Origin of the sequence: Aquamicrobium sp., assembly GCF_023954335.1 — a bacterium.
Classification (GTDB): Bacteria; Pseudomonadota; Alphaproteobacteria; order Rhizobiales; family Rhizobiaceae; genus Aerobium.
The window spans coordinates 21,158-40,808 of sequence record NZ_JAMLIE010000004.1 but is presented as its reverse complement, the minus strand read 5'-3'; the positions used below and the strand labels follow the sequence as shown (position 1 = coordinate 40,808).

At 67.5% G+C, this 19,651-nt stretch carries 20 protein-coding genes and 1 pseudogene; 8 read left to right on the top strand and 13 right to left on the bottom strand.

Annotated elements, in window-relative coordinates; translation table 11 throughout:
- Window positions 1-41: 41 nt before the first annotated feature.
- From M9945_RS19770 to M9945_RS19760, 3 genes are read right to left on the bottom strand one after another with little or no spacing between them, the layout of a single operon-like run.
- Window positions 42-1,367 carry a TRAP transporter large permease subunit gene (locus M9945_RS19770; protein ID WP_367945914.1) on the bottom strand — a complete coding sequence of 442 codons (1,326 nt, stop codon included), beginning with the start codon at window positions 1,365-1,367 and terminating at the stop codon, window positions 42-44.
- A complete protein-coding gene (locus tag M9945_RS19765) occupies window positions 1,364-1,876 on the bottom strand; it encodes a TRAP transporter small permease subunit (protein WP_367945913.1) in 513 nt (170 codons plus the stop codon). Before M9945_RS19765 ends, M9945_RS19770 begins: the two co-directional genes overlap by 4 nt.
- A complete protein-coding gene (locus tag M9945_RS19760; RefSeq protein ID WP_367945912.1) occupies window positions 1,869-2,711 on the bottom strand; it encodes an N-formylglutamate amidohydrolase in 843 nt (280 codons plus the stop codon). Before M9945_RS19760 ends, M9945_RS19765 begins: the two co-directional genes overlap by 8 nt.
- A 143-nt stretch (window positions 2,712-2,854) precedes the next feature.
- Between M9945_RS19760 and M9945_RS19755 the strand changes: the two genes are divergently transcribed.
- On the top strand, window positions 2,855-3,730 hold the full coding sequence (locus tag M9945_RS19755) for a MurR/RpiR family transcriptional regulator (protein ID WP_367929012.1): 876 nt from the start codon (window positions 2,855-2,857) through the stop codon (window positions 3,728-3,730).
- A 4-nt stretch (window positions 3,731-3,734) separates the two neighbouring features.
- On the opposite strand, the pseudogene M9945_RS19750 reads toward M9945_RS19755, so the two are convergent.
- A pseudogene (locus M9945_RS19750) lies at window positions 3,735-5,126 on the bottom strand (glutamine synthetase family protein).
- Window positions 5,123-6,505, bottom strand: coding sequence for an aspartate aminotransferase family protein (locus M9945_RS19745; protein WP_367945911.1), 1,383 nt, complete (start codon window positions 6,503-6,505; stop codon window positions 5,123-5,125). Before M9945_RS19745 ends, M9945_RS19750 begins: the two are co-directional and overlap by 4 nt.
- A 105-nt stretch (window positions 6,506-6,610) precedes the next feature.
- On the opposite strand from M9945_RS19745, the gene M9945_RS19740 reads away from it, so the two are divergent.
- A complete protein-coding gene (locus M9945_RS19740) occupies window positions 6,611-7,066 on the top strand; it encodes a hypothetical protein (RefSeq protein WP_367945910.1) in 456 nt (151 codons plus the stop codon).
- A gap of 1 nt (window position 7,067) precedes the next feature.
- Here M9945_RS19740 and M9945_RS19735 read toward each other — a convergent pair whose 3' ends face one another.
- The 4 genes from M9945_RS19735 to M9945_RS19720 all read right to left on the bottom strand — a co-directional run bounded on the left by M9945_RS19735 (window position 7,068) and on the right by M9945_RS19720 (window position 10,379).
- Complete coding sequence (locus tag M9945_RS19735; protein ID WP_367945909.1) at window positions 7,068-8,042, bottom strand: WD40 repeat domain-containing protein; 975 nt, start codon at window positions 8,040-8,042, stop codon at window positions 7,068-7,070.
- Window positions 8,043-8,450 carry an Imm45 family immunity protein gene (gene imm45 / locus M9945_RS19730; RefSeq protein ID WP_367945908.1) on the bottom strand — a complete coding sequence of 136 codons (408 nt, stop codon included), beginning with the start codon at window positions 8,448-8,450 and terminating at the stop codon, window positions 8,043-8,045.
- A gap of 12 nt (window positions 8,451-8,462) precedes the next feature.
- Window positions 8,463-9,521, bottom strand: a complete 1,059-nt coding sequence (locus M9945_RS19725) for a GTP-binding protein (protein WP_367945907.1) — start codon at window positions 9,519-9,521, stop codon at window positions 8,463-8,465.
- Between the two features lie 84 nt (window positions 9,522-9,605).
- Window positions 9,606-10,379 (bottom strand): creatininase family protein, encoded by a 774-nt coding sequence (locus M9945_RS19720; protein WP_367945906.1) that lies wholly within the window; start codon window positions 10,377-10,379, stop codon window positions 9,606-9,608.
- Between the two features lie 69 nt (window positions 10,380-10,448).
- On the opposite strand from M9945_RS19720, the gene M9945_RS19715 reads away from it, so the two are divergent.
- The 5 genes from M9945_RS19715 to M9945_RS19695 all read left to right on the top strand — a co-directional run bounded on the left by M9945_RS19715 (window position 10,449) and on the right by M9945_RS19695 (window position 14,573).
- The gene (locus M9945_RS19715; RefSeq protein ID WP_367945905.1) at window positions 10,449-10,952 is read left to right on the top strand and encodes a MarR family winged helix-turn-helix transcriptional regulator; all 504 of its coding nucleotides are present in this window, start codon (window positions 10,449-10,451) and stop codon (window positions 10,950-10,952) included.
- Between the two features lie 89 nt (window positions 10,953-11,041).
- On the top strand, window positions 11,042-11,983 hold the full coding sequence (locus M9945_RS19710; protein WP_367945904.1) for a DMT family transporter: 942 nt from the start codon (window positions 11,042-11,044) through the stop codon (window positions 11,981-11,983).
- Between the two features lie 72 nt (window positions 11,984-12,055).
- Window positions 12,056-13,075 carry a LacI family DNA-binding transcriptional regulator gene (locus M9945_RS19705; protein WP_367946025.1) on the top strand — a complete coding sequence of 340 codons (1,020 nt, stop codon included), beginning with the start codon at window positions 12,056-12,058 and terminating at the stop codon, window positions 13,073-13,075.
- 42 nt (window positions 13,076-13,117) lie between these two features.
- Entirely contained in the window at window positions 13,118-14,098 is a 981-nt protein-coding gene (locus M9945_RS19700; RefSeq protein ID WP_367945903.1) for a 2-hydroxyacid dehydrogenase, read from the top strand.
- Between the two features lie 64 nt (window positions 14,099-14,162).
- Window positions 14,163-14,573 (top strand): hypothetical protein, encoded by a 411-nt coding sequence (locus M9945_RS19695; RefSeq protein ID WP_367945902.1) that lies wholly within the window; start codon window positions 14,163-14,165, stop codon window positions 14,571-14,573.
- 8 nt (window positions 14,574-14,581) lie between these two features.
- Here M9945_RS19695 and M9945_RS19690 read toward each other — a convergent pair whose 3' ends face one another.
- Window positions 14,582-15,355 carry a gamma-glutamyl-gamma-aminobutyrate hydrolase family protein gene (locus M9945_RS19690; protein ID WP_367929000.1) on the bottom strand — a complete coding sequence of 258 codons (774 nt, stop codon included), beginning with the start codon at window positions 15,353-15,355 and terminating at the stop codon, window positions 14,582-14,584.
- Between the two features lie 86 nt (window positions 15,356-15,441).
- Window positions 15,442-16,083, bottom strand: coding sequence for an exopolysaccharide biosynthesis protein (locus tag M9945_RS19685; protein WP_367945901.1), 642 nt, complete (start codon window positions 16,081-16,083; stop codon window positions 15,442-15,444).
- Between the two features lie 216 nt (window positions 16,084-16,299).
- On the opposite strand from M9945_RS19685, the gene M9945_RS19680 reads away from it, so the two are divergent.
- On the top strand, window positions 16,300-17,397 hold the full coding sequence (locus M9945_RS19680) for a TRAP transporter substrate-binding protein (protein WP_367928998.1): 1,098 nt from the start codon (window positions 16,300-16,302) through the stop codon (window positions 17,395-17,397).
- Between the two features lie 105 nt (window positions 17,398-17,502).
- On the opposite strand, the gene M9945_RS19675 is transcribed toward M9945_RS19680, so the two are convergent.
- Both M9945_RS19675 and M9945_RS19670 read right to left on the bottom strand, forming a co-directional pair.
- Window positions 17,503-18,894: a TRAP transporter large permease subunit gene (locus M9945_RS19675; protein ID WP_367945900.1), complete on the bottom strand. Its 1,392-nt coding sequence runs from the start codon at window positions 18,892-18,894 to the stop codon at window positions 17,503-17,505.
- Between the two features lie 6 nt (window positions 18,895-18,900).
- Window positions 18,901-19,413 carry a TRAP transporter small permease subunit gene (locus M9945_RS19670; RefSeq protein ID WP_367945899.1) on the bottom strand — a complete coding sequence of 171 codons (513 nt, stop codon included), beginning with the start codon at window positions 19,411-19,413 and terminating at the stop codon, window positions 18,901-18,903.
- Window positions 19,414-19,651 lie beyond the last annotated feature (238 nt).

The following is a 19,651-nucleotide window of genomic DNA, read 5'->3' as shown; positions in this document are numbered from 1 at the left end:
CGGTTCTCCCGGGCTTGTTGTTCGCGCTTTCCTTCCCGAGCTTACCGGCCCGTGTAGAGATTGGGCAACCACAGGGCGATCTGCGGGAAGATCATGATGATGACCATGGACAGCACCATCAGGAAGAAGAACGGCCAGATCGAGCGGTAGATGTCGCCGAGCGAGATCTCCGGCGGGGCCATGGCACGCATCAGGAACAAATTGTAGCCGAAGGGCGGGGTGATGTAGGCGATCTGGCAGGTGATGGTGTAGAGCACGCCGAACCAGATCGGGTCGAAGCCGAGGCTGCGCACCAGCGGGATGTAGAGCGGCGCGACGATGACCAGCATGGCGGTGTCGTCGAGGAAGATGCCGAGGATGATGAACGAGGCCATCATCGCGATCAGGATCTCCCAGCGGTTCAGATCCCACGTATTGAGCAGGAGCGTCTCGATGGCGCGCACCGCGCCGAGCCCGTCATAGACCGACGAGAAGCACAGCGCGCCGAGGATGATCCACAGGAACATGCACGAGACCGCGAGCGTGTTGCGGGTCGAGGTCTCCAGCACCTTGTAGCTCAGCCGCCCGGTGACGAGCGCGGCCAGCATGGCGAGCACCGCGCCGACGACCGAGCTTTCGACCAGGCTGGTCACGCCGGTCATGAACAGGCCCATGATGCCGGCGAAGATGCCGATGGGCAGGATGCCGGCCGACAAGAGCTTCAGCTTCTCGGCGCGGGGGATGGCGTCGAGCTCTTCCCTGGGCAGGGCCGGCCCGAGCGCCGGGTTCAGGCGGCAGCGTATGTAGATATAGGCGGTGAACAGCCCGGCCATCATCAGCGCCGGCACGATGCCGGCAAGCCACAATTGCAGCACCGGCTGGCGCGCGATCATGGCGTAGAGCACCAGCACCACCGAGGGCGGCATCAGGATGCCGAGCGATGAGCCGCCCTGGATGACGCCCGTGACCATCGTCTTGTCGTAGCCGCGCTTCAAAAGCTGCGGCAGCGCCACGGTGGCGCCGATGGCCATGCCGGCGACGGACAGGCCGTTCATGCACGAGATCAGCACCATCAGGCCCATGGTGCCGAGCGCCAGCCCGCCACGCACCCCGCCGAACCAGACGTGGAACATGCGGTAGAGGTTGGAGGCGATGCCCGACTCCGACAGGATGTAGCCCATGAAGACGAAGAACGGCACGGTGATGAGCGGAAACCAGTTCAGCACCTGGATGGTGGCGTTGAACGGCATTTCCGCTGAGCCCTTGCCCCACAGCCACAGCGCGGCGATGGCGCCGACGAAGCCGATGACGCCGAAGACGCGCTGGCCGGTGGCCATCAGGAGCAGCATCGAGGCGAACATGAAGAGGGTGATGAGCTCCGAACTCATGCAATCGGCTTTCCGCGCACGATCGCGACATCCTTGATGAGGGCCGAGATCGCCTGAAGCAGCATCAGGAAGATGCCGAAGGTCATGATCGCCTTGATCGGCCACATCGGCGGGGCCCAGGAGGTGTAGTTCTTCTGGTTGAAGCTCCAGGCATATTCGGTCGAGGACAGGCCGCCATAGATCAGCACGCCGAGATAGAACAGCACGAACAGGATGGTGAAGACGTCGGTCATGGCACGCCGGCGCGGCGAGAGCCGGCCGTAGAACAGGTCCATGCGCACATGAGCGTCGAGCTGGAACGAATAGGCGCCGCCGAGCAGGTAGTAGGCCGCGAGCAGGAACTGCGACATCTCCATGACCCAGTTGACCGGCTGGCCGAGGAACAGGCGCGAGCAGATCGCATAGACCATGATCGCGCCCATGACGTAGAGCAGGTTCATGGCGAAGCGGCCGACCCAGAGGTTGAAGCTGTCGACGGTGCGGACGAAGAGCCTGAGCGCCTTACCCACGCGCCATGTCCTTTCCCGATATGTCCTTTCCCGGCATGTCCCTTTCCCGTGCGTTGCCGCCGTCCGCCTCGGCGCGCGCCGCGACCAGCCATCCGGCAAGCCGGCCGGCCATGGTCCGCACGTCGTCGGGGGTTTGTATCAGGTCGTTCCTGATCTCGATCATGACGTTGGCGAGGCCGCGCGGCAAGGCGTGCTCGCGCAGCGTGTGGGTGACGCCGTCCTGCGGCCCGTAGGGCTCGTTGCGGCGCACGAGGAAGCCGCCGCCGCCGTCGCCGGCGGCGCGCAGCATGGCGTCGGCGAGGCCGGCATCGTCGTCGTGCAGGATGCCGATCTCGACCGCGCGGGCGGCACCGCGCCAGACCGGCGTGAAGGAATGGACGGTGACGATGGCGGGCGGACCGCAGCGTGCGCCATGGGCGTCGATCGCCCGGGCGAGCGCCTCGCGGAACGGGACATAGACGGCTTGCGTCCGCGCCTGCCGCGCCGCGTCCGTAAGGCCGGCATTGCCGGGAATGCGATAGATTTCGCTTTCGGCCGGCATGGCGGAGGGCGATTCCGGCGGGCGGTTGCAGTCGTAGACAAGGCGCGAGACGCGGGCGGCCACAAGCGGCGCGTCGAGCAGCCGGGCCATCTCGTCGGCGACGGCGAGCGCGCCGGGGTCCCAGGCGATGTGGCTCTCCAGCGCCGCGCCGTCGAGGCCGAGCGTGGCGTATTCGGGCGGGATGAAGTTCGACGCGTGCTCGCAGACGAGGAGGAAGGGGCCGCTGCCCGCGACGTTGCGCACTTCGACGGGCGTGTCGTGCAGGGGAGTGTCGGCCTTGTACGCCTCTGTCATCCGTTCGCCCTCGTCCGCCGTCTTTGCCGCAGCGTGATCGGGGTCATCATTCCAGAGAGGAGGATGCAGTCAAGCCGTTTTGAAATTTTCTTTTCCATTTACGGGCGGCTGATGCATCCTGTTCACGGGAAGGAGACGATGGGATGGAGCCTGCCGAGACGCTGACCGTGGCCGAGCGCATGCGGGCGGGCTTTGCCGGCCTGACGCGGGCCGAGCGGCAGCTCGCCAACGCCATGCTGGCCAACTATCCGCTGCTCGGCCTCGATTCCATCACCGCCGTCGCGGCGGCGGCCGGCGTTTCCGCGGCGAGCGTGGTGCGCATGGCGAAGAAGCTCGGCTATGCCGGCTTCCCCGAGATGCAGGCGGCGCTGCGCGGCGAGCTGGAGGCGACGATCTCCGGCCCGATCGCCAAGCATGACCGCTGGGCCGGCCGCGCGCCGGACGCACACATCCTCAACCGCTTCGCCGGCCAGGTGGAGGAGAACTTGCGCCAGACGCTGGCGCAGCTTTCGCCGGAAACCTTCAACGCGGTGGCGGACCTCATCTCCGACCGGAACCGCGCGATCCATATCGCCGGCGGGCGCATCACCCGCACGCTCGCCGAATATTTCTTCACCCACATGCAGATGATCCGCGGCGGGGTGACGCTGCTCGCGGCCAGCGCCAATGTCTGGCCGCACTACCTGATCGACATGAAGCCGGGCGACGTGCTCGTCGCCTTCGACGTGCGCCGCTACCAGCAGGAGATGCTGAAGCTGGCCGAGATGGCCAAGGGCAGGGGCGCGGTGCTTGTGCTGTTCACCGACCAGTGGGGCTCGCCGGTGGCGCGCCTTGCTACGCATTCCTTCCATGCCCGCATCGAGGCGCCTTCGGCGTGGGATTCGTCGGTGGTGACGCTGTTCATCCTCGAGGCGCTGATCGCCGCCGTGCAGGACGCCGACTGGGAGGAGACCCGCGAGCGGATGAAGACGCTCGACGAGCTGTTCGACCGCACGCGGCTGTTCCGCAAGTTCGTCTGAAGCCTCAGACCTCGTGCAAATAGAGGTGGTAGTCGAGCTCGCTCACCGTGCGGGCGACGCGCAGATATTCCGCCCGCTTGATGGCGGTGAAGGTGCGGTGCATCTCCTCGCCCAGCGCGGCCTTGAGGAAGGCCGAGCCTTCCGCGGCGTTGATCGCCGTCAGCCAGTCATGCGGCATGGCGGGGGCATCGCCCACGCCCGAATCGTAGCCGTTGCCGGTGGTTTCCGGGCCGGGGTCGAGCTTCTCGTCCAGTCCCTTGGCGATGCCGGCGAGCACTGTCGCGGCGACGAGATAGGGGTTGGCGTCGACACCGGAGGGGCGATGCTCGATGCGGCGCGCGGCCTTCGCGCCAGCCGGCACGCGCAGCGCGACGGAGCGGTTGTTGACGCCCCATGTCGGCGCGACCGGGGCATAGGATTGCGCCACGAAGCGCCGCCAGGAATTGGCATGCGGAGCGAAGACCAGCATCGATTCGCCCATCGTGGCAGCAAGCCCGCCGAGCGCGTGGAGAAGCTACGGCTTCCATTCGCCGTCCCGTGCCTCGGTGAAGACGTTTTCGCCGGTGCCATCGCGCAGCGAGACGTGGAGATGCATGCCGGAGCCGGCATAGCGCTCGATGGGCTTGGCCATGAAGCAGGCGGTGACGCCGTGGCGGCGCGCTTGCATGCGCACCAGCCGCTTCAGCATGATCAGGTCGTCGGCCGCGCGCAGGATGTCGGCGCGGTAGTTCAGCGTCAGCTCGTACTGGCCGGGCGCGTATTCGGAGATCACGGTCTCGGCCGGGATGCCTTGCGCCTCGGCGGCGGCGTAGATGTCGGAGAACAGCGGCTCCATGCCGTGGAGGTGATCGACCGAATAGACCTCGGTCTTGCCGCTCGCCCGCCCGTCGAGCACGGCGCGCGCCGGCTGCACCCGGCCCTCGCCGTCGCGCTCGTTGGCGAGGAGGAAGAACTCCAGCTCGAACGCGCCGGCGGGGTAGAGCCCGCGGCCGGCGAAGGCGTCGACCTGCCGCTTCAGCGCGTGGCGCGGGTCGCTGCCCATCGGCTTGCCGGCAAGGTCGTACATCGACACCAGCACCTGCCCGCGCGGCGGCGTGGTGCCGTGCAGCGGCTTCAGCGTGCCGGACACCGGCCAGGCGCGCAGGTCGCCGTCGCCGGTGTCCCAGATCAGCCCGGTCTCGTGGACGTCCTCGCCGGTGATGTCGAGGCCGAGGATCGAGATCGGCATGTGGCGGCCGTTCTCGTAGATGCCGGGGAGCTCGTGGCGGCGCACGATCTTGCCGCGGCCGATGCCGTTGGCGTCGACCAGCACGATGTCGAACGCCTCGATGTCCGAATGGGCGTCGAGGAATTCTTGTGCCTCGTCGAGGCTCGAGCCGGAGGGGGAAACGCTCATCGGGAAAGCTCTCCTGCGATGGCATCGAAGGCGGCGGCTAGGCGGTCGACCTGACTTTTCCGCGTCGCCGGCGACACCAGCATCATGTTGTGGAACGGCGCGATCAGGCAGCCGCGATTGACGAGGCCGAGATGGATGGCCGCTTCCAGTTCGGGCGCATGCGCCGCCTCGGCTTCCGAGCCGTTCTTCAGCGGACCGGGCGCGCAGACGAACTCGACGCGCGCGCCGACGCGGGCGACGTGCCAGGGCAGGCCGTGCCGCGCGATGGCCGCGCAAAGCCCCTTTTCGAGCCGCGCGGCGAGCCTTTCCATGTGGCGGTAGGCGTCTTGCGTCATCACCTCCTCCAGCGTCGCGCGCATGGCCGCGAACTGGAGCGGGTTGGCCGAAAGCGTGGTGCCCATGCCGGAATAGAAGGGCTCCTTCGCGTCGCAATAGGCGTTCCAGCGCTCGGCAACCTCGGCGCTCATGCCCCATACGCTCGCCGGCACGCCGCCGGCCACCGGCTTGCCGAGCACGAAAAGGTCGGGTTCGAGGCCATGGGCGCGCGTGTAGCCGCCGGGGCCGGTCGAGATGGTATGCGTCTCGTCGATCAGCAGCAACGTGCCGTGACGGCGGGCCGCGGTGCGCAGCGCGGCATGGAAGCCCGGCTCGGGCAGCACCATGCAGGAATTGGTCATGACCGGCTCGGCGATGACGCAGGCGATGTCGTCATCGGCAAGGGCGGCTTCGAGCGCGGGGATGTCGTTGAACTCGACGATGCGGGTGCGGGCCGTCAGGTCACGGAACTCGCCGGCGAGGCCGGGGCGGTTGACCGGGCGGCCCTCCTTCAGCCGCACCATCGTCTCGTCGACCGCGCCATGGTAGCAGCCGTTGAAGACGAGGATCGCGTCGCGGCCGGTGACGGCGCGCGCCACCCTGAGCGCGAAGCGGTTGGCGTCGGTGGCGGTGGTGGCGACCTGCCACAGCGGCAGGCCGAAGCGTTGCGTGAGCAGCCGGCCGACTGCAATCGCGTCCTCGCCCGGCAGCATGGTTGTGAGGCCGCAGCTCGCCTGCCGGCGGATCGCCTTCGCCACCGGAGCCGGCGAATGGCCGAACATCGCGCCGGTGTCGCCGAGGCAGAAGTCGGCCAGTTCGTTGCCATCGATGTCGGTGAGAGTCGCGCCTTTCGCCGTGTCGACCACGAAGGGGAAGGGCATCGGCCAGTCGCGCATCCAGTGCATCGGCACGCCGGCGAGGAAGCCTTCCGCGCCGCCGGCCATCGTCTGGTGCGAGCGCGGCCGCGCGCGCCGATAGGCCGCCGCCTCGCGAGCGCGGAACGCCGCGATGCGCGCGGGCGGCACGCCGCCGATGGCAATGCTGGCGTCGGTCCTTCCTGTCACGTCCGGCTTCCCCCTTGGAGGAGAAATCCCTAGCCGTGCCGCAATAAACCCGCAACTGCCGATCATGGAGCAGGACGCTTTCCGTGTCTTGCAGCGAGGTTTGCGATGCGTCGTCTTGTGGTTTCTCTGGCGATGGTCGCCCTGTTGGGCGGCGCGGCGGTCGCCGCCGGCGGGATTTCCTGCGCGGTCGAGGACGATGGGGTCGTGCTGTCGCTGGAAGGCGGCGTGACGTACGGCATGGGAGGCGCGCTGTTCAACTTCGCCGGGCAGGCGGGGCTGCGGTCGGAGAAGATCACCGGCGACCTGCGGGCCTCGTCCTTCGGGCGCGAGCATGTCGCGCAATACTGGTTCGACGACAGGGAGCTGAAGCTCAGGCTCTACCGCGAGCGGGAGGGCGACGCTCCGCACGGCTATGTCGAGATCGTGCTGGAGACGATCGCCGACCGGGACGGTAGCTATCGCGGCGACTACGCGGTCACGGTCTACGACATGACGGAGGCCGCGAACGGCGAGGCGGCGACGGAAGAAATCTCCGGCGCGATCGCCTGCTCCGGGGAGTAGCTCAGCCCGCGACGTCGATGACGCCGCAGTCGCCGCTTTCCGTGCCGAAGGCGATGCGGCGGCCTTCGCCGTCCCAGTCCATCGCTGTGACCGCGCCCTTGCCGGGGCGCCGAAGCAGCACCTCCTTGGCGTCGGCGACGCGGGCGGCGAGCACCATGCCGTCGGCATAGCCGATGGCGAGGATTTCCTCGGCCGGGTGGAAGGCGACGCAGGTGACCATGGAATCGCCGCGCGTGCCGAGCTCGGCCGGGGCCTTGCCGATCGGCCCGTCCTTGGTCTGGAACGGCCAGACGATGGCCGCCGGCGCGCCGGAGCTCGCCAGCCAGCGTCCCTTCGCGCTCCACGACAGGCTCTTCACCTTCGCCGGGTAGCCGGCCATGCGCATGTGCTTGCCGTCGGCGAGCTTCCAGCCGTGCAGGGCGTTTTCCTGCATGGCGGTGACGAGGAAGTTGCCGTCCGGCGAGAAGGTGACGGCGGTGTGCGCGCCGGCCCATTCCAGCTCGGCCGGCTTGCCGGCGGCGGCCGGGAAGTGCAGCGTCGCGCCGTTGTAGCGGGCGACGGCGAGGCGCATGCCCTTCGGCGCGAAGGCCAGCCCCTCGACGCTGCGCGGGTGGGCGATTTCCTTTACCTCGCCGCCCGGCAGCAGGACATAGGCGGTGCGGCCGCTGGCGAAGGCGACCGCATCGCGCGGGCCGGCGGCGATCGCCGTCACCCATTTGCGGCCGATGGCGGCAAGCTCCGTGACGCCGCCGTCCGCAGTGACGGCGCAGGCGCGGCCGTCCTCGCCGCCGGTCAGCAGCGTCCTGCCGTCGAGCGCGGGCACGGCACAGAGCAGCCCGTCATGCACCTGCGCGCTCTTGTGGCCGTTGTCGAGCCGGTGGACAGCGCCGTCGGCCAGCGCGAAATGGGGAATATCGCCGAGCCATACGGCGGCGATGCAGTGGCCTTCGAGATCGAGGGGAGCGACGGTAGGCATTCAGATGTTCAGGTCCGGCATGTGTTGCGGGCGGCGGATCACGACGGTCTCCTCGATGGGGAGGGGAACCGGCGAGTCGGCCTCGTCCATATGGTCGAAATAGCAGATCCACTGATCCCAGTGGGCGATCAGCCACGAGGTTTCGAGCGACATCTTGCCTTGCCCCTGGCTTTCCCTGGGAAAATAGAGCATCGGCATGCCGGCCTTGTAGCCGTCGAGGATCATAAGGCCCAGCCTGTCGTCATAGGCCCACATCTCGAAGAGCATGAGGTCGAGCGGCGGGGAATTGGGGCCCAGCCCCGGATTATGGGCGAGCCGCAGAATGTCGCCGCGCCACAGGCTTTCCGTGGGACGGTCGAGCAGGCGCCATTCCTCCCGCTGCTCGACCGTGCGCTGCCATTTGAGCATCGCCGTGCGCGCTCACGCCGCCTGGCAGGCTTCGAAGGTGCGCTTCAGGCGCTCGGCGTCGAGCTCGCGGCCGATGAAGACGAGCCGCGTCTCGTGCTTCTCGTCGTCCTTCCACGGCCGCTGGTGGTCGCCCTCGACGATCATGTGGACGCCCTGCACGACATAGCGCTCGGGATCGTCGGCGAAGGCGACGATGCCCTTCAGGCGCAGGATGTTCGGGCCGTCCATCTGGGTGATCTTGTCGAGCCAGGGGAAGAACTTCTTCGGGTCCATCTCGCCGCCGCGCAGCGAGATCGACTTCACGGTAAGGTCGTGGATCGGCGAGACATGCCCATGGCCATGATCGTGGTGATGATGATGGTGGTGATGGTCGTGGTCGCAGTCCGGCCCGCATTCATGATCGTGGTCGTGGTCATGATCGTGTGCGTCGAGGAAATGCGGATCGTTGTCGAGCGCGCGCTTCAGGTCGAACGCGCCGCGGTCGAGCACCTCGGTCAGCGGCACGTCGGAACGCTGCGCCTTGTGGATGCGCGCCGCCGGGTTGATGGCGCGCACGGCTACTTCCACGTCGCGCAGCTCGCGCTCGTCGACGAGGTCGGTCTTGTTCAGCACCACGACGTCGGCGAAGGCGATCTGGTCCTCGGCCTCGCGCGAATCCTTGAGCCTGAGCGGCAGGTGCTTAGCGTCGACCAGCGCCACCACGGCGTCGAGCCGGGTCTTCGAGCGCACGTCGTCGTCCATGAAGAAGGTTTGCGCCACCGGCGCGGGGTCGGCGAGGCCGGTCGTCTCGACGAGGATGGCGTCGAAGCGGCCGGGGCGGCGCATCAGGCCCTCGACGGTGCGGATCAGGTCGCCGCGCACCGTGCAGCAGACGCATCCGTTGTTCATCTCGTAGATCTCCTCGTCGGATTCCACGATCAGGTCGTTGTCGATGCCGATCTCGCCGAACTCGTTGACGATGACGGCGTATCGCTTGCCGTGGTCCTCGCTGAGGATGCGGTTGAGCAGCGTGGTCTTGCCGGAGCCGAGATAGCCGGTCAGCACGGTGACCGGGATTTGCGCCTGCGTCATGGTCTTGTCCCGAAGAGTGAGCGGATGGTCGTGATCCCCATATAGGACGGCCGGCGGCGGAATGCACGGGGGCCGGGCGGCGTCCTATCGCAATGTCGAGAGGTCGAAGCGGGAGACGTCCTCGAGCAGCTCGACGAAGCCGCGCGCGGCATGGTCGAGGATGGCGTGGCCGGCTTCGGCGGTGGCCGCCGCGGCGTTGCCGGCGACGCCTTCCGGCGACAGGTCGCGCATCTTCCAGCCGAAGGCGTGCGGGCCGTAGGCGCGCAGATGCCGGAAATCGCGCTCGAACCCTTCCTGCGCCGAGGGGAAGTCTTTCGCGCGCGCCATGTCGACGAGATCGGGACGGAGCGCCAGCATCACGCTCGTCTCGATCAGGCCGCCATGGATGCCGAGCGCCTTCTCGCGCGGGTCGACGAATTGGGGCGGATAGCCGAAGCGGGTCCAGCTCGTCGCCACCGCGAGCATGGCGTGGCGCACGCGCAACTCGGTCGCCACCACCGTCATCAGCGGCGCGTTGCCGCCATGGGCGTTGAGCATGACGAAGCGGCGGAAGCCTTGCGCGAGGCACGCTTCGCCGATGCCGATCCAGCGCTCGACCGCCTCGCCGAAGCGCAGCGTCCTCGTGCCGGCGACATCCATGTGCTCGATGGAGTAGCCGACCGGCTCAGGCGGCAGGAAGGTGACGTCGAGAGAGGGCGGGAGGAGCGCGGCGGCTCTTGCCGCAACGCTCCCAGCGATGATCGTATCCGTCTCGAAGGGCAGGTGCGGGCCGTGCTGCTCGGTGGCGCCTAGCGGCAGGACGGCGATCGCGTCCAGGCCGGAGGTGTGATCGGTGGAAGGTGTTTCGCTGGCTGTCATCGTTCGGTTATGTAGCCGTGACATGGTCCGCCGCAATCGGCAGGTGATGATGGAACGGAGAATGTGCCTATGGCGAAGGTGAAGCGCAAGGCGGTGATGAACAGCCTGCAGGCCGCGGCGAGGCTGTCGCGCACGACGCTGGCGGCGCGGCTTCTGGCGCACGGCTTCTATGCCGGGCAAGAGCAGATCATGCTGGCGCTCGACCGCGAGGACGGCCAGACGCCGGGCCAGCTCGCCGCCCGCCTCGGCGTCAGGCCGCCGACCGTCACCAAGACCATCGGCCGGCTGCAGGCCCAAGGCTATGTCGCCAAGCGCAGCAACACGGTCGACGCGAGGCAGGCCAACATCTTCCTGACCGAGACCGGCCGCAACGCCATCCGCGACATCGAGAAGGCGGTGCGCAAGACCGACCGGATCGCCTTCGCCGGCTTCGACAAGGGCGAGCGCAAGATGCTGTTCGATCTTCTCGCCCGGGTGGAGGCCAATCTGGGAGACACGCGCACGCAGATCGACGACGAGGCCGACGACCTCGCCGAGGATGCCCCGGCCGAGGCGGCAGCCGCCGAGGCATAGGCCGCGCGCGCGCCGCAGTTTCCACTTGCCTTGTCAGCCGCGCTGGCCGATAGCTGGACCATCCTCCCCCCAAGCATCGGTCGGCAGAGTTGAACCCCAGACCCAGCATTCCCGAGGCGGCGACCCCGGCTTCCGCGATCCTCCTCGTCGTCGCGGCCTGTTTCCTGTTCTCCTTCCTCGACGCCAGCGCGAAGTATCTCGTGCTGCAGGGCATGGCCGCGCCGTTCGTCGCCTGGGCCCGGTTCGCCATCCATCTCGTGCTCGTCGCGCTCATGCTGCGCGTCTGGACGAACCTCGCGGCCCTCCGGACAGGCAACCTGGCCGGGCAGATTCTGCGCGGCGCGTTCCTGTTCGGCTCGACTGTGTTCAATTTCATCGCGCTGCAGACGCTGCAGCTCGCCGAGACGATCGCCATCGCCTTCTTCTCGCCGATGCTGACCGTCGCGCTCGCCGGGCCGCTTCTCGGCGAATGGGCCGGCTGGCGGCGCTGGCTGGCCATCCTCGTCGGCTTCGTCGGCGTGCTCATCGTCACGCGGCCCGGCTTCGGCGATTTCAAGGTCGGCTACATCTTCTCGTTCTGCTTCGTCGTCTGCCACACGCTCTACATCATCATGACGCGGCGCATGGGCGCGAGCGAGAGCTCGGAAAGCCTGATCTTCTATTCGGCGCTGACGCCGGCGCTGTTCATGCTGCCGGTGGTGCCGCTCTACGGGTCGATCCCGCAAAGCGCGCTGCATTGGGGGTTGCTCCTCGTCACCGGCCTCTGCGGCGCGCTCGGCCACTGGCTGCTGATCAAGGCCTACAAGCAGGCGACGACGGCCGCGCTCGCGCCCTATCCCTATTCGCAGATCGTCTGGATGATCGGCCTCGGCTGGGTCGCGTTCGGCGACCTGCCCGACCTGTGGACCATGGTCGGCGCGGGGGTCATCGTCGCCAGCGGCCTCTACATCCTTCACCGCGAGCACAAGCTGCGGCTGGCCAGCCGCGCCATGCTGGGCGCCGACGAGCGCGAGCTGGCAAAAAAGCTTTGAATTGCCCCGGGGCGATGGCATAAGGAATTTTAAACAGTTTAAAAAGCTGGCTCGACCGTGGGAGGCGGAGCACTGGCACAGAAGATCAAGCTCTCGACGATCGCCGACGCGCTCGGCGTCTCCACCGCGACCGTATCGCTGGCGCTGCGCGACAGCCCGCTGGTCGCGGACGCCACGCGCGACAGGATCAAGGCCTATGCGCGCGAAATCGGCTATATCTACAACCGCCGCGCCGCCTCGCTGCGCACGTCGCGCTCGGGGATCCTCGGCGTCGTCGTCCACGACATCATGAACCCGTTCTTCGCCGAGATCCTGCGCTCCATCGAGAGCGAGCTCGACCGCAGCCGCCAGACCTTCCTGCTGTCGAACCACTACGATAAGCTGGAGAAGCAGCGCACCTTCGTCGACACGCTGCTCCAGCTCGGCGCCGACGGGGTGATCATGTCGCCGGCCATCGGCACGCCCGCCGAGGACATCCGCCTCGCCGAGGACAACGGCCTGCCGGTGGTGCTGATCGCGCGCTCGGTCGAGGGCGCGGACGTGCCGGTGTTCCGCGGCGACGATTCCTACGGCACCGGCCTTGCCACCAACCATCTGATCTCGCTCGGCCACGAGCGCATCGCTATGGTCGGCGGCACCGACCAGACCTCGACCGGACGCGACCGCTACCAGGGCTATCTCGCCGCCATGCGCGCGGCCGGCATGGAGCCCAGGCCCGGCTGGCGCATGCCTGGCCCGCGCACCAAGCAGGCGGGCTTCGAGACGGCGCAGGCGTTCCTCGCCCATGGCGACAGGCCGACGGCGGCGGTGTGCTTCAACGACCTCGTCGCCATCGGGCTGATGAACGGCATCGCCCGCGCCGGTCTGGTGCCGGGCATCGATATCTCCGTCGTCGGCTATGACGACCTCGAGGAGGCGGCCATCGCGACGCCGGCGCTGACCACTGTGTGGAACGGCCAGCGCGAGGTCGGCCGCCGCGCCGCGCGCACGCTGCTCGACCGGCTCAACGGCGTCGAGGTGCATGGCGGGCAGGAGCTGATCCGCCCGGAGCTGCATGTGCGCCAGTCGACGGGCAAACCGTCGGATCGCTGAGCGCCCGCCGGTCGCCCATCTTCTTCCATGACAGCAAGGAACATGACCGTGGCATCGACGAAAGACATCGCGATCCTCATTCCGGGCCGCCTGCACGAGCATGCCGTGGCCCGCATCGAGGCGGCGTTCGACGCGATCCGGATCGAGCGCGCGGACGCCTCCCTGCTCCCGGAGGGCGAGCGGGCGCGCATCCGCGGCATCGCCGGAATGACGCGGATCGACGCCGCCTTCATCGACGCGCTGCCCGCTCTCGAGATCATCGCCAATTTCGGTGTCGGCTACGACGCCGTCGATGCCGCGCATGCGGCAAGCAAGGGCGTTATGGTGACGAACACGCCCGATGTCCTGACCGAGGAAGTGGCCGACACGGCGCTCGGCCTTCTCCTCAACACCGTGCGCGAGTTGCCGAAGGCGGAACGCTGGCTGCGCGACGGCAAGTGGAGACGCACCGGCGCCTATCCGTTCACGCGCGGCACGCTGCGCGGCCGCAAGGCCGGCATTTTCGGCCTCGGGCGCATCGGCCTCGCCATCGCCCGCCGGCTGGAGGCGTTCGGGCTTTCGATCGCCTACCACAACCGCAATCCGGTGGCGGGCGTCGACTACGCCTATCATCCGACGCTTCTCGATCTCGCCCGCAATGTCGACACGCTGATCTCGGTCGCGCCGGGCGGGACAGCGACAGACAAGGCGGTGAATGCGCAGATCCTGGCGGCGCTCGGGCCGGAGGGCGTGTTCGTCAATATCGGCCGCGGCTCGACGGTGGACGAGGACGCGCTCGCCGCCGCGCTGGCGGACGGCACGATCCTCGCCGCCGGCCTCGACGTCTTCGCCGACGAGCCGAACGTGCCCGAGGCCCTGCTGCGCGCGGAAAACGCCAGCCTGCTGCCGCATGTCGGCTCGGCCTCGCAGCACACGCGCCGCGCCATGGCCGATCTCCTCGCCGACAATCTGGAGGGCTGGTTCGCCGGCCGCGGCGCGCTGACGCCGGTTGCCGAGACGCGGGCGGTGGCGGTGCGACACTGATTATCGGTCCGTTAACCAAACCGGCGCATTTTTCTCGACGGACAGGTTACGTAAGGGACGGCAGATGATCATCGCCCATGCCGGCAAGGCCGTGGTTCTGGCGGGTGCGCTGGCGGCGATCGGCGCGTTTTCCGGCGGGCCGGTTCTGGACGAGACGACGACGTCGGCCATCGCCCCCGCTTCCGGGCAGGAGGCGCGCTTCATGCTGGTTTCGGCCGGCGACGAGACGGCCTGCATGCTGATCGCCGAGCAGGCCCCGCACGGAACGATGCGGCAGATCACCCTCGCGCCCGATTGCCTCGCCGCCAGTCCGGAGCTGGCGGCAATGCGCTTCTGGCTCGACAGGCCGGACGGCACGGTCGCGCTCGCCGGCGCCGACGGCCGCGTCCGGGCCGAGTTCGCGCTGGCGGACGGCGCGGCCTATGAATCCTACAACCCACGCTTCCCGGTGATGACGCTGCTCGCGGCGGAGTGACGCCGGCGCTATTCCGCGGCGATGCGCCCGCGCCCGCGCGCGGCGGCATGGGCCGCGGCCGCCTCGCCGAAGGCGCGGAAGATGCGCGCCGAGTTATCGTCCGACTTCGCCCAGTATTCTGGATGCCATTGCACGCCGACGGCGAAGGCCGACGCGTCGATCACCGACACGGCCTCGACGGTGCCGTCCTCGGCCACCGCCTCGACCTGAAGCCTGCCGCCCAGCCGGCCGACCGCCTGGCGGTGGACGGAATTGATCATGATCTCGCCCGCGCCGAACACGCCGGCGAGGCAGGTGCCGGGCTTGATCTCGACCTTCTGGCGGATGGCGAAGCGCAAATCCTGATCGTCGCTGACGGGCGCTCGGTGGTCGATGCGCCCCTCCATCTCCTGAATCTCGGAATCGAGCGTGCCGCCGAGCGCGACGTTCAGCTCCTGCAGGCCGCGGCAGATGGCGAGCAGCGGCACGCCGCGGGCGATGGCGAGGCGGATCAGCGGAATGGTGGTCGCATCGCGGTCGCGGTCGTAGGGGCCGTTCTCTTCCGTCGCCTCGAGGCCGTAGAGCGCGGGATCGACATTGGTCTTCGAGCCGGTCAGCATCACGCCGTCGACGCGCTCGATGAGCCCCTCGAGGTCGAGCCGCTCGCCGAAGGACGGGACGAGCACGGGCGTGACCCCGGCGGCGGAAACGGCGGCCTCCAGATACTGCCGCGGCGCGGCGTGCCAGGTGTAGTTCTCGAACTGTCGCACGTCGGTCGACACGGCGACGAGGGGCTTCGTCATGATCAGCGGGTCCTGCGTTCCATGGCCGGCAAGCGGCCGTGACGCCTATAATCTAGCGATTTCGCCACGCCTTTCCAGTCGCCGCGTCAACCCGAGCCGACCATCGAGGCGATGCCCCTGCCGGCGATGACGGCGAGCCAGGCGAGGGCGGAGAAATAGACGATGGTGGCGATGGTCCCCGCATAGCCGGCGACGACGAACCAGCCGTCGCGCTGCGACATGCCGATGCACAGGAAGAGGATCGCGAAGGCCGGCAGCGTGTTGGAGAACGGCACGAGGCCGAGCGGGAACATCAGCAGCACGCCGCCGAGGATCAGCACCAGCCCGTTGAAGCGGTTGATCGCGGCGCTGCCGGTCAGCCCGTGGAGGCGCGGGTGGATGACGGCCTCGATGCGCCGCACGAGGCCGGCGCCCTTCTCCAGCGTCGGCACCAGCTTCTCGGCGTCGATCGGGCGGTCCATGATCTGGCGCGGCAGCCAGGGCTGGCGGTTGGTGGTGATGCCGATCGAGATCAGGATGATGGCCAGCCCGAAGACGGTGCTTACGCCGGGGATCGACACCGGCAGCAGGAAGGGGACGGTCAGCACCGCGCACATCAGCAGGAGGCCCTGCTCGCCGATCAGCGCCAGGATCTCGCGCAGCGTCACCGCCTTTCCGTCGATCGCGCGGGCCGTCTCTTCGAGCGTCGCGCGCAGCGTGTGCGAATTGTCGCGGAAGTCACTGGTCAAGGAAGGTTCCTATCTGGGCTGGGGGATGCGCCGGGTGTACCGGCGTTTTTAGGAACACGCGCGCGCGAGTTCAACCTTGACCTTTCGGGACGTCTTTCGATGCTGCGATTTTGCTTATCGCGGCAGTTGGATGCGAGGAAAAACGTGTGTATTGATGCAGGCGGAGCGCCTCGCGTGCTTCATCCGCAAAGAGGCGTCTATAACCTGGAGGAGATCATGGATCGTCGTTCATTCATCAAGAAAGCCGGCCTTGCCGGCGCCGGCGCGGTGGCCGCGTCGTCGCTTGCAGCTCCGGCCATCGCGCAGGGCAACCAGACCTGGCGCATGGTCACGACCTGGCCGAAGAATTTCCCCGGCCTCGGCGTCGGCGCGCAGCGCCTTGCTGACCGAATCACCGCCGCGTCCGGCGGGCGCCTGACCATCCAGGTCTATTCGGCCGGCGAGCTGGTGCCGCCGCTGCAGTCGCTCGATGCCGTCATCGACGGCAATGCCGAGATGAGCCACGGCGCCGCCTATTACTGGCAGAACAAGAGCGCGGGCCTCAGCTTCTTCACCGGCGTTCCCTACGGCATGACCTCGCGCGAGCTGACCGGCTGGGTCCGCTATCTCGGCGGCCAGGAGATCTGGGACGAGATCTACGACCAGTTCGGCGTGCAGGGCTTCCTGTCGGGCGACACCGGCACGCAGGCGGGCGGCTGGTTCAAGAACGAGCTGACCGGCGTTGCCGACGTTCAGGGCCTGCGCTTCCGCACCCCGGGCCTCGGCGGCCAGGTGTGGCAGAAGCTCGGCGTGTCCGTGACCAACCTCGCGGCCGGCGAGATTTTCCAGGCGCTCCAGTCGGGCACGCTGGACGCGGCCGAGTTCGTCGGTCCCTATAACGATCTGGCGCTCGGCTTCTACCAGATCTGCAAGAACTACTACTTCCCCAGCTTCATCGAGCCGGGCCTCGCCACCGAGCTGGTCGTCGACAAGGCCAAGTACCAGGCGCTGCCGGCCGATCTTCAGGCGATCATCCGCGACGTCTGCCAGGCCGAGTACGACTCGGTTGCCGCCGACTTCGCGGCCAACGATCCGCGCGCGCTGCAGACGCTGGTCAACGACCACGGGGTGCAGGTGCGTCAGTTCCCCGAGGAAATCCTCGAGGCGGGCGCCAATGCCGCCAAGGAAATCCTCACCGAGCTGCTCGATTCGAGCGACGCGCTGACCAAGAAGACCGCCGAGAGCTTCGTCTCCGCGCTCAACATCGTGCGCCAGAAGACCGAAGGCACCGATTCGCCGTTCATCCTGGCCCGCGAGAAGTACTTCCACCTCTGATCGCAGCCGCGACCGCGACATGAAAAAGGCCCGGATGGAGACATCCGGGCCTTTCCTTTGCAAGGATGGAAACCGGCGCGCCGCGCGCGCCGGCCTTGTCCTTCCCTAGCTGTAGATCGCCTTCGGCAGCCAGGTGGCGAGCGCCGGAAACATGAAGAGCAGCGCGACCGTTATCACCTGGATCGCGACGAAGGGGATGATGCCCTTGTAGATCATGCCGGTCGAGACGCTGTTGGGCGCGACGCCGCGCAGATAGAACAGCGAAAAGCCGAAGGGCGGCGTCATGAACGAGGTCTGCAGGTTCACGCCGATCATCACGCCGAGAAGGACCGGATCGACCCCCATGTTGAGAAGGACGGGCGCGGTGATCGGCAGCACGATGAAGATGATCTCGAACGTGTCGAGGATGAAGCCCAGCAGGAACATGATCAGCATGACGACGAAGATCGCGCCGGCGATGCCGCCCGGCAGTCCGGCGAGGAATTCGTGGACGAGGTTGTCGCCGCCCATCAGGCGGAAGACGATCGAGAACACCGACGCGCCGAACAGGATGATGAACACCATCGAGGTGATCGACGCGGTGGAGATCGTCGCCTCGCGCAGCACGCCGAGATTCAGCCGGCCGCGCATGGCCGCCAGGATCATCGCGCCGACCGCGCCGACGGACGAGGCTTCCGTCGGGGTGGCGATGCCGCCGAGGATCGAGCCGAGAACGGCGACGATCAGCGCCAGCGGCGGGATCAGCGCGACGATGACCTCCTTGATGAGGCCTTTCCTGTCCTCGTCCGGCACCGCCGTCGGCGGGCAGGATTTGGGGTCGAAGATCGCCTTCAGGATCACCCAGCAGAGATAGAGCGTGACGAGCAGCAGGGAGGGAAGCAGCGCGCCGGCGAACAGGTCGCCGACCGAGACGGGGGTCGGCGCGAAATTGCCCTTGGCCATCTGGACCTGGGCGTTGATGCCGGTCAGCATGTCACCCATGAAGATCAGCACGGTCGAGGGCGGCACGATCTGGCCGAGCGTGCCGGAGGCGCAGATGACGCCGCAGGCGAGCTTGGGGTCGTAGCCCGAGCGCAGCATCGCCGGCAGCGAGATCAGGCCCATCGTGACGACGGTGGCGCCGACGACGCCGGTGGAGGCCGCAAGCAGCGCGCCGACGAGAATGACGGAGATGCCAAGGCCGCCCGGCATGTTGCCGAACAGCTTGCCCATGGTGATCAGCAGTTGCTCGGCGATGCGCGAGCGCTCCAGCAGCACGCCCATGAAGATGAACAGCGGCACCGCCACCAGCACCTCGTTGGTCATGAAGCCGATATAGCGGTTGGCCAGCGAGCCGAAGTTCGACGGGTCGAAGACGCCAAACGCCATGCCGACGACGCCGAACATGAGCGAGACGCCGGCCAGCGAGAACGCGACCGGAAAGCCGAGCATGAGGAAGCCGATGATGCCGAAGAACATCAGGCCGGCGAGGATCTCGCCGATAAGAACCGGATCCATATGCGATTACTCCTGATGTACCGGGTAGCGCAGCTTTTCGGGAAGCAGGTCTTCCCGGCCGCGCAGAACGAGGATCGAGCGCAGCGCCATGGCGATGCCCTGAAGGGCGATGACGGCGACGAAGACGAGGATGAAGCTCTTGAGTATGTACAGGCCGGGCATGCCGCCGACATTGCCCGAGGCCTCGTGCAGCCGCCACGAGCGGGCGATGTAGTTCCAGCTATAGGCGTAGACCACCCAGCAGAACGGCAGCAGGAAGATGAAGACGCCGATGAGGTCGACGATCGCCTTGGTGCGGATCGTCGCCGGACGGTAGAAGATGTCGACGCGCACATGGTCGTCGCGCAGCAGCGCGAAGCCGGCGACGGCGGTGAACATCGCCCCGTTCAGCCAGACATAGAGATCCTGCATCCACAGGATGGTGAAACCGAAGAAATAGCGCTGCACCACGACGGTGAAGCAGACCAGCACCATGACCAGCGAGAGCCAGGCGAAAGTATTGCCGATAAGGCGATTCAACGCACCTATCGCGCGTACGACAAAGGCGAGAGCATTCATGGGTTCCGTCTCCGAACCTCGATTTTCGATGAAGACGCCAAGTGAACGGAAAGCATGGCCATGAAGCCTGTTCCTCCCCCGTTCCGGCCTCCCCTCCTGCAATGTCGCTTGTTGCTGCGCGGCATTTGCGATCTGGCGCAATAGCAGCTTGGACCACGCTTGAAAAGCAAGACAGCGTCGTTTTCTCGACTTGCGCGGG

What these genes read in the sequence shown, in the direction of transcription:
- M9945_RS19770 (WP_367945914.1), bottom strand. Translation starts at nt 1,367, where the DNA reads ATGAGTTCGGAGCTCATCACCCTCTTCATGTTCGCCTCGATGCTGCTC.
- M9945_RS19760 (WP_367945912.1), bottom strand. Translation starts at nt 2,711, where the DNA reads ATGACAGAGGCGTACAAGGCCGACACTCCCCTGCACGACACGCCCGTC.
- M9945_RS19755 (WP_367929012.1), top strand. Translation starts at nt 2,855, where the DNA reads ATGGAGCCTGCCGAGACGCTGACCGTGGCCGAGCGCATGCGGGCGGGC.
- M9945_RS19740 (WP_367945910.1), top strand. Translation starts at nt 6,611, where the DNA reads ATGCGTCGTCTTGTGGTTTCTCTGGCGATGGTCGCCCTGTTGGGCGGC.
- M9945_RS19735 (WP_367945909.1), bottom strand. Translation starts at nt 8,042, where the DNA reads ATGCCTACCGTCGCTCCCCTCGATCTCGAAGGCCACTGCATCGCCGCC.
- imm45 (WP_367945908.1), bottom strand. Translation starts at nt 8,450, where the DNA reads ATGCTCAAATGGCAGCGCACGGTCGAGCAGCGGGAGGAATGGCGCCTG.
- M9945_RS19725 (WP_367945907.1), bottom strand. Translation starts at nt 9,521, where the DNA reads ATGACGCAGGCGCAAATCCCGGTCACCGTGCTGACCGGCTATCTCGGC.
- M9945_RS19720 (WP_367945906.1), bottom strand. Translation starts at nt 10,379, where the DNA reads ATGACAGCCAGCGAAACACCTTCCACCGATCACACCTCCGGCCTGGAC.
- M9945_RS19715 (WP_367945905.1), top strand. Translation starts at nt 10,449, where the DNA reads ATGGCGAAGGTGAAGCGCAAGGCGGTGATGAACAGCCTGCAGGCCGCG.
- M9945_RS19700 (WP_367945903.1), top strand. Translation starts at nt 13,118, where the DNA reads ATGACCGTGGCATCGACGAAAGACATCGCGATCCTCATTCCGGGCCGC.
- M9945_RS19695 (WP_367945902.1), top strand. Translation starts at nt 14,163, where the DNA reads ATGATCATCGCCCATGCCGGCAAGGCCGTGGTTCTGGCGGGTGCGCTG.
- M9945_RS19690 (WP_367929000.1), bottom strand. Translation starts at nt 15,355, where the DNA reads ATGACGAAGCCCCTCGTCGCCGTGTCGACCGACGTGCGACAGTTCGAG.
- M9945_RS19680 (WP_367928998.1), top strand. Translation starts at nt 16,300, where the DNA reads ATGGATCGTCGTTCATTCATCAAGAAAGCCGGCCTTGCCGGCGCCGGC.
- M9945_RS19675 (WP_367945900.1), bottom strand. Translation starts at nt 18,894, where the DNA reads ATGGATCCGGTTCTTATCGGCGAGATCCTCGCCGGCCTGATGTTCTTC.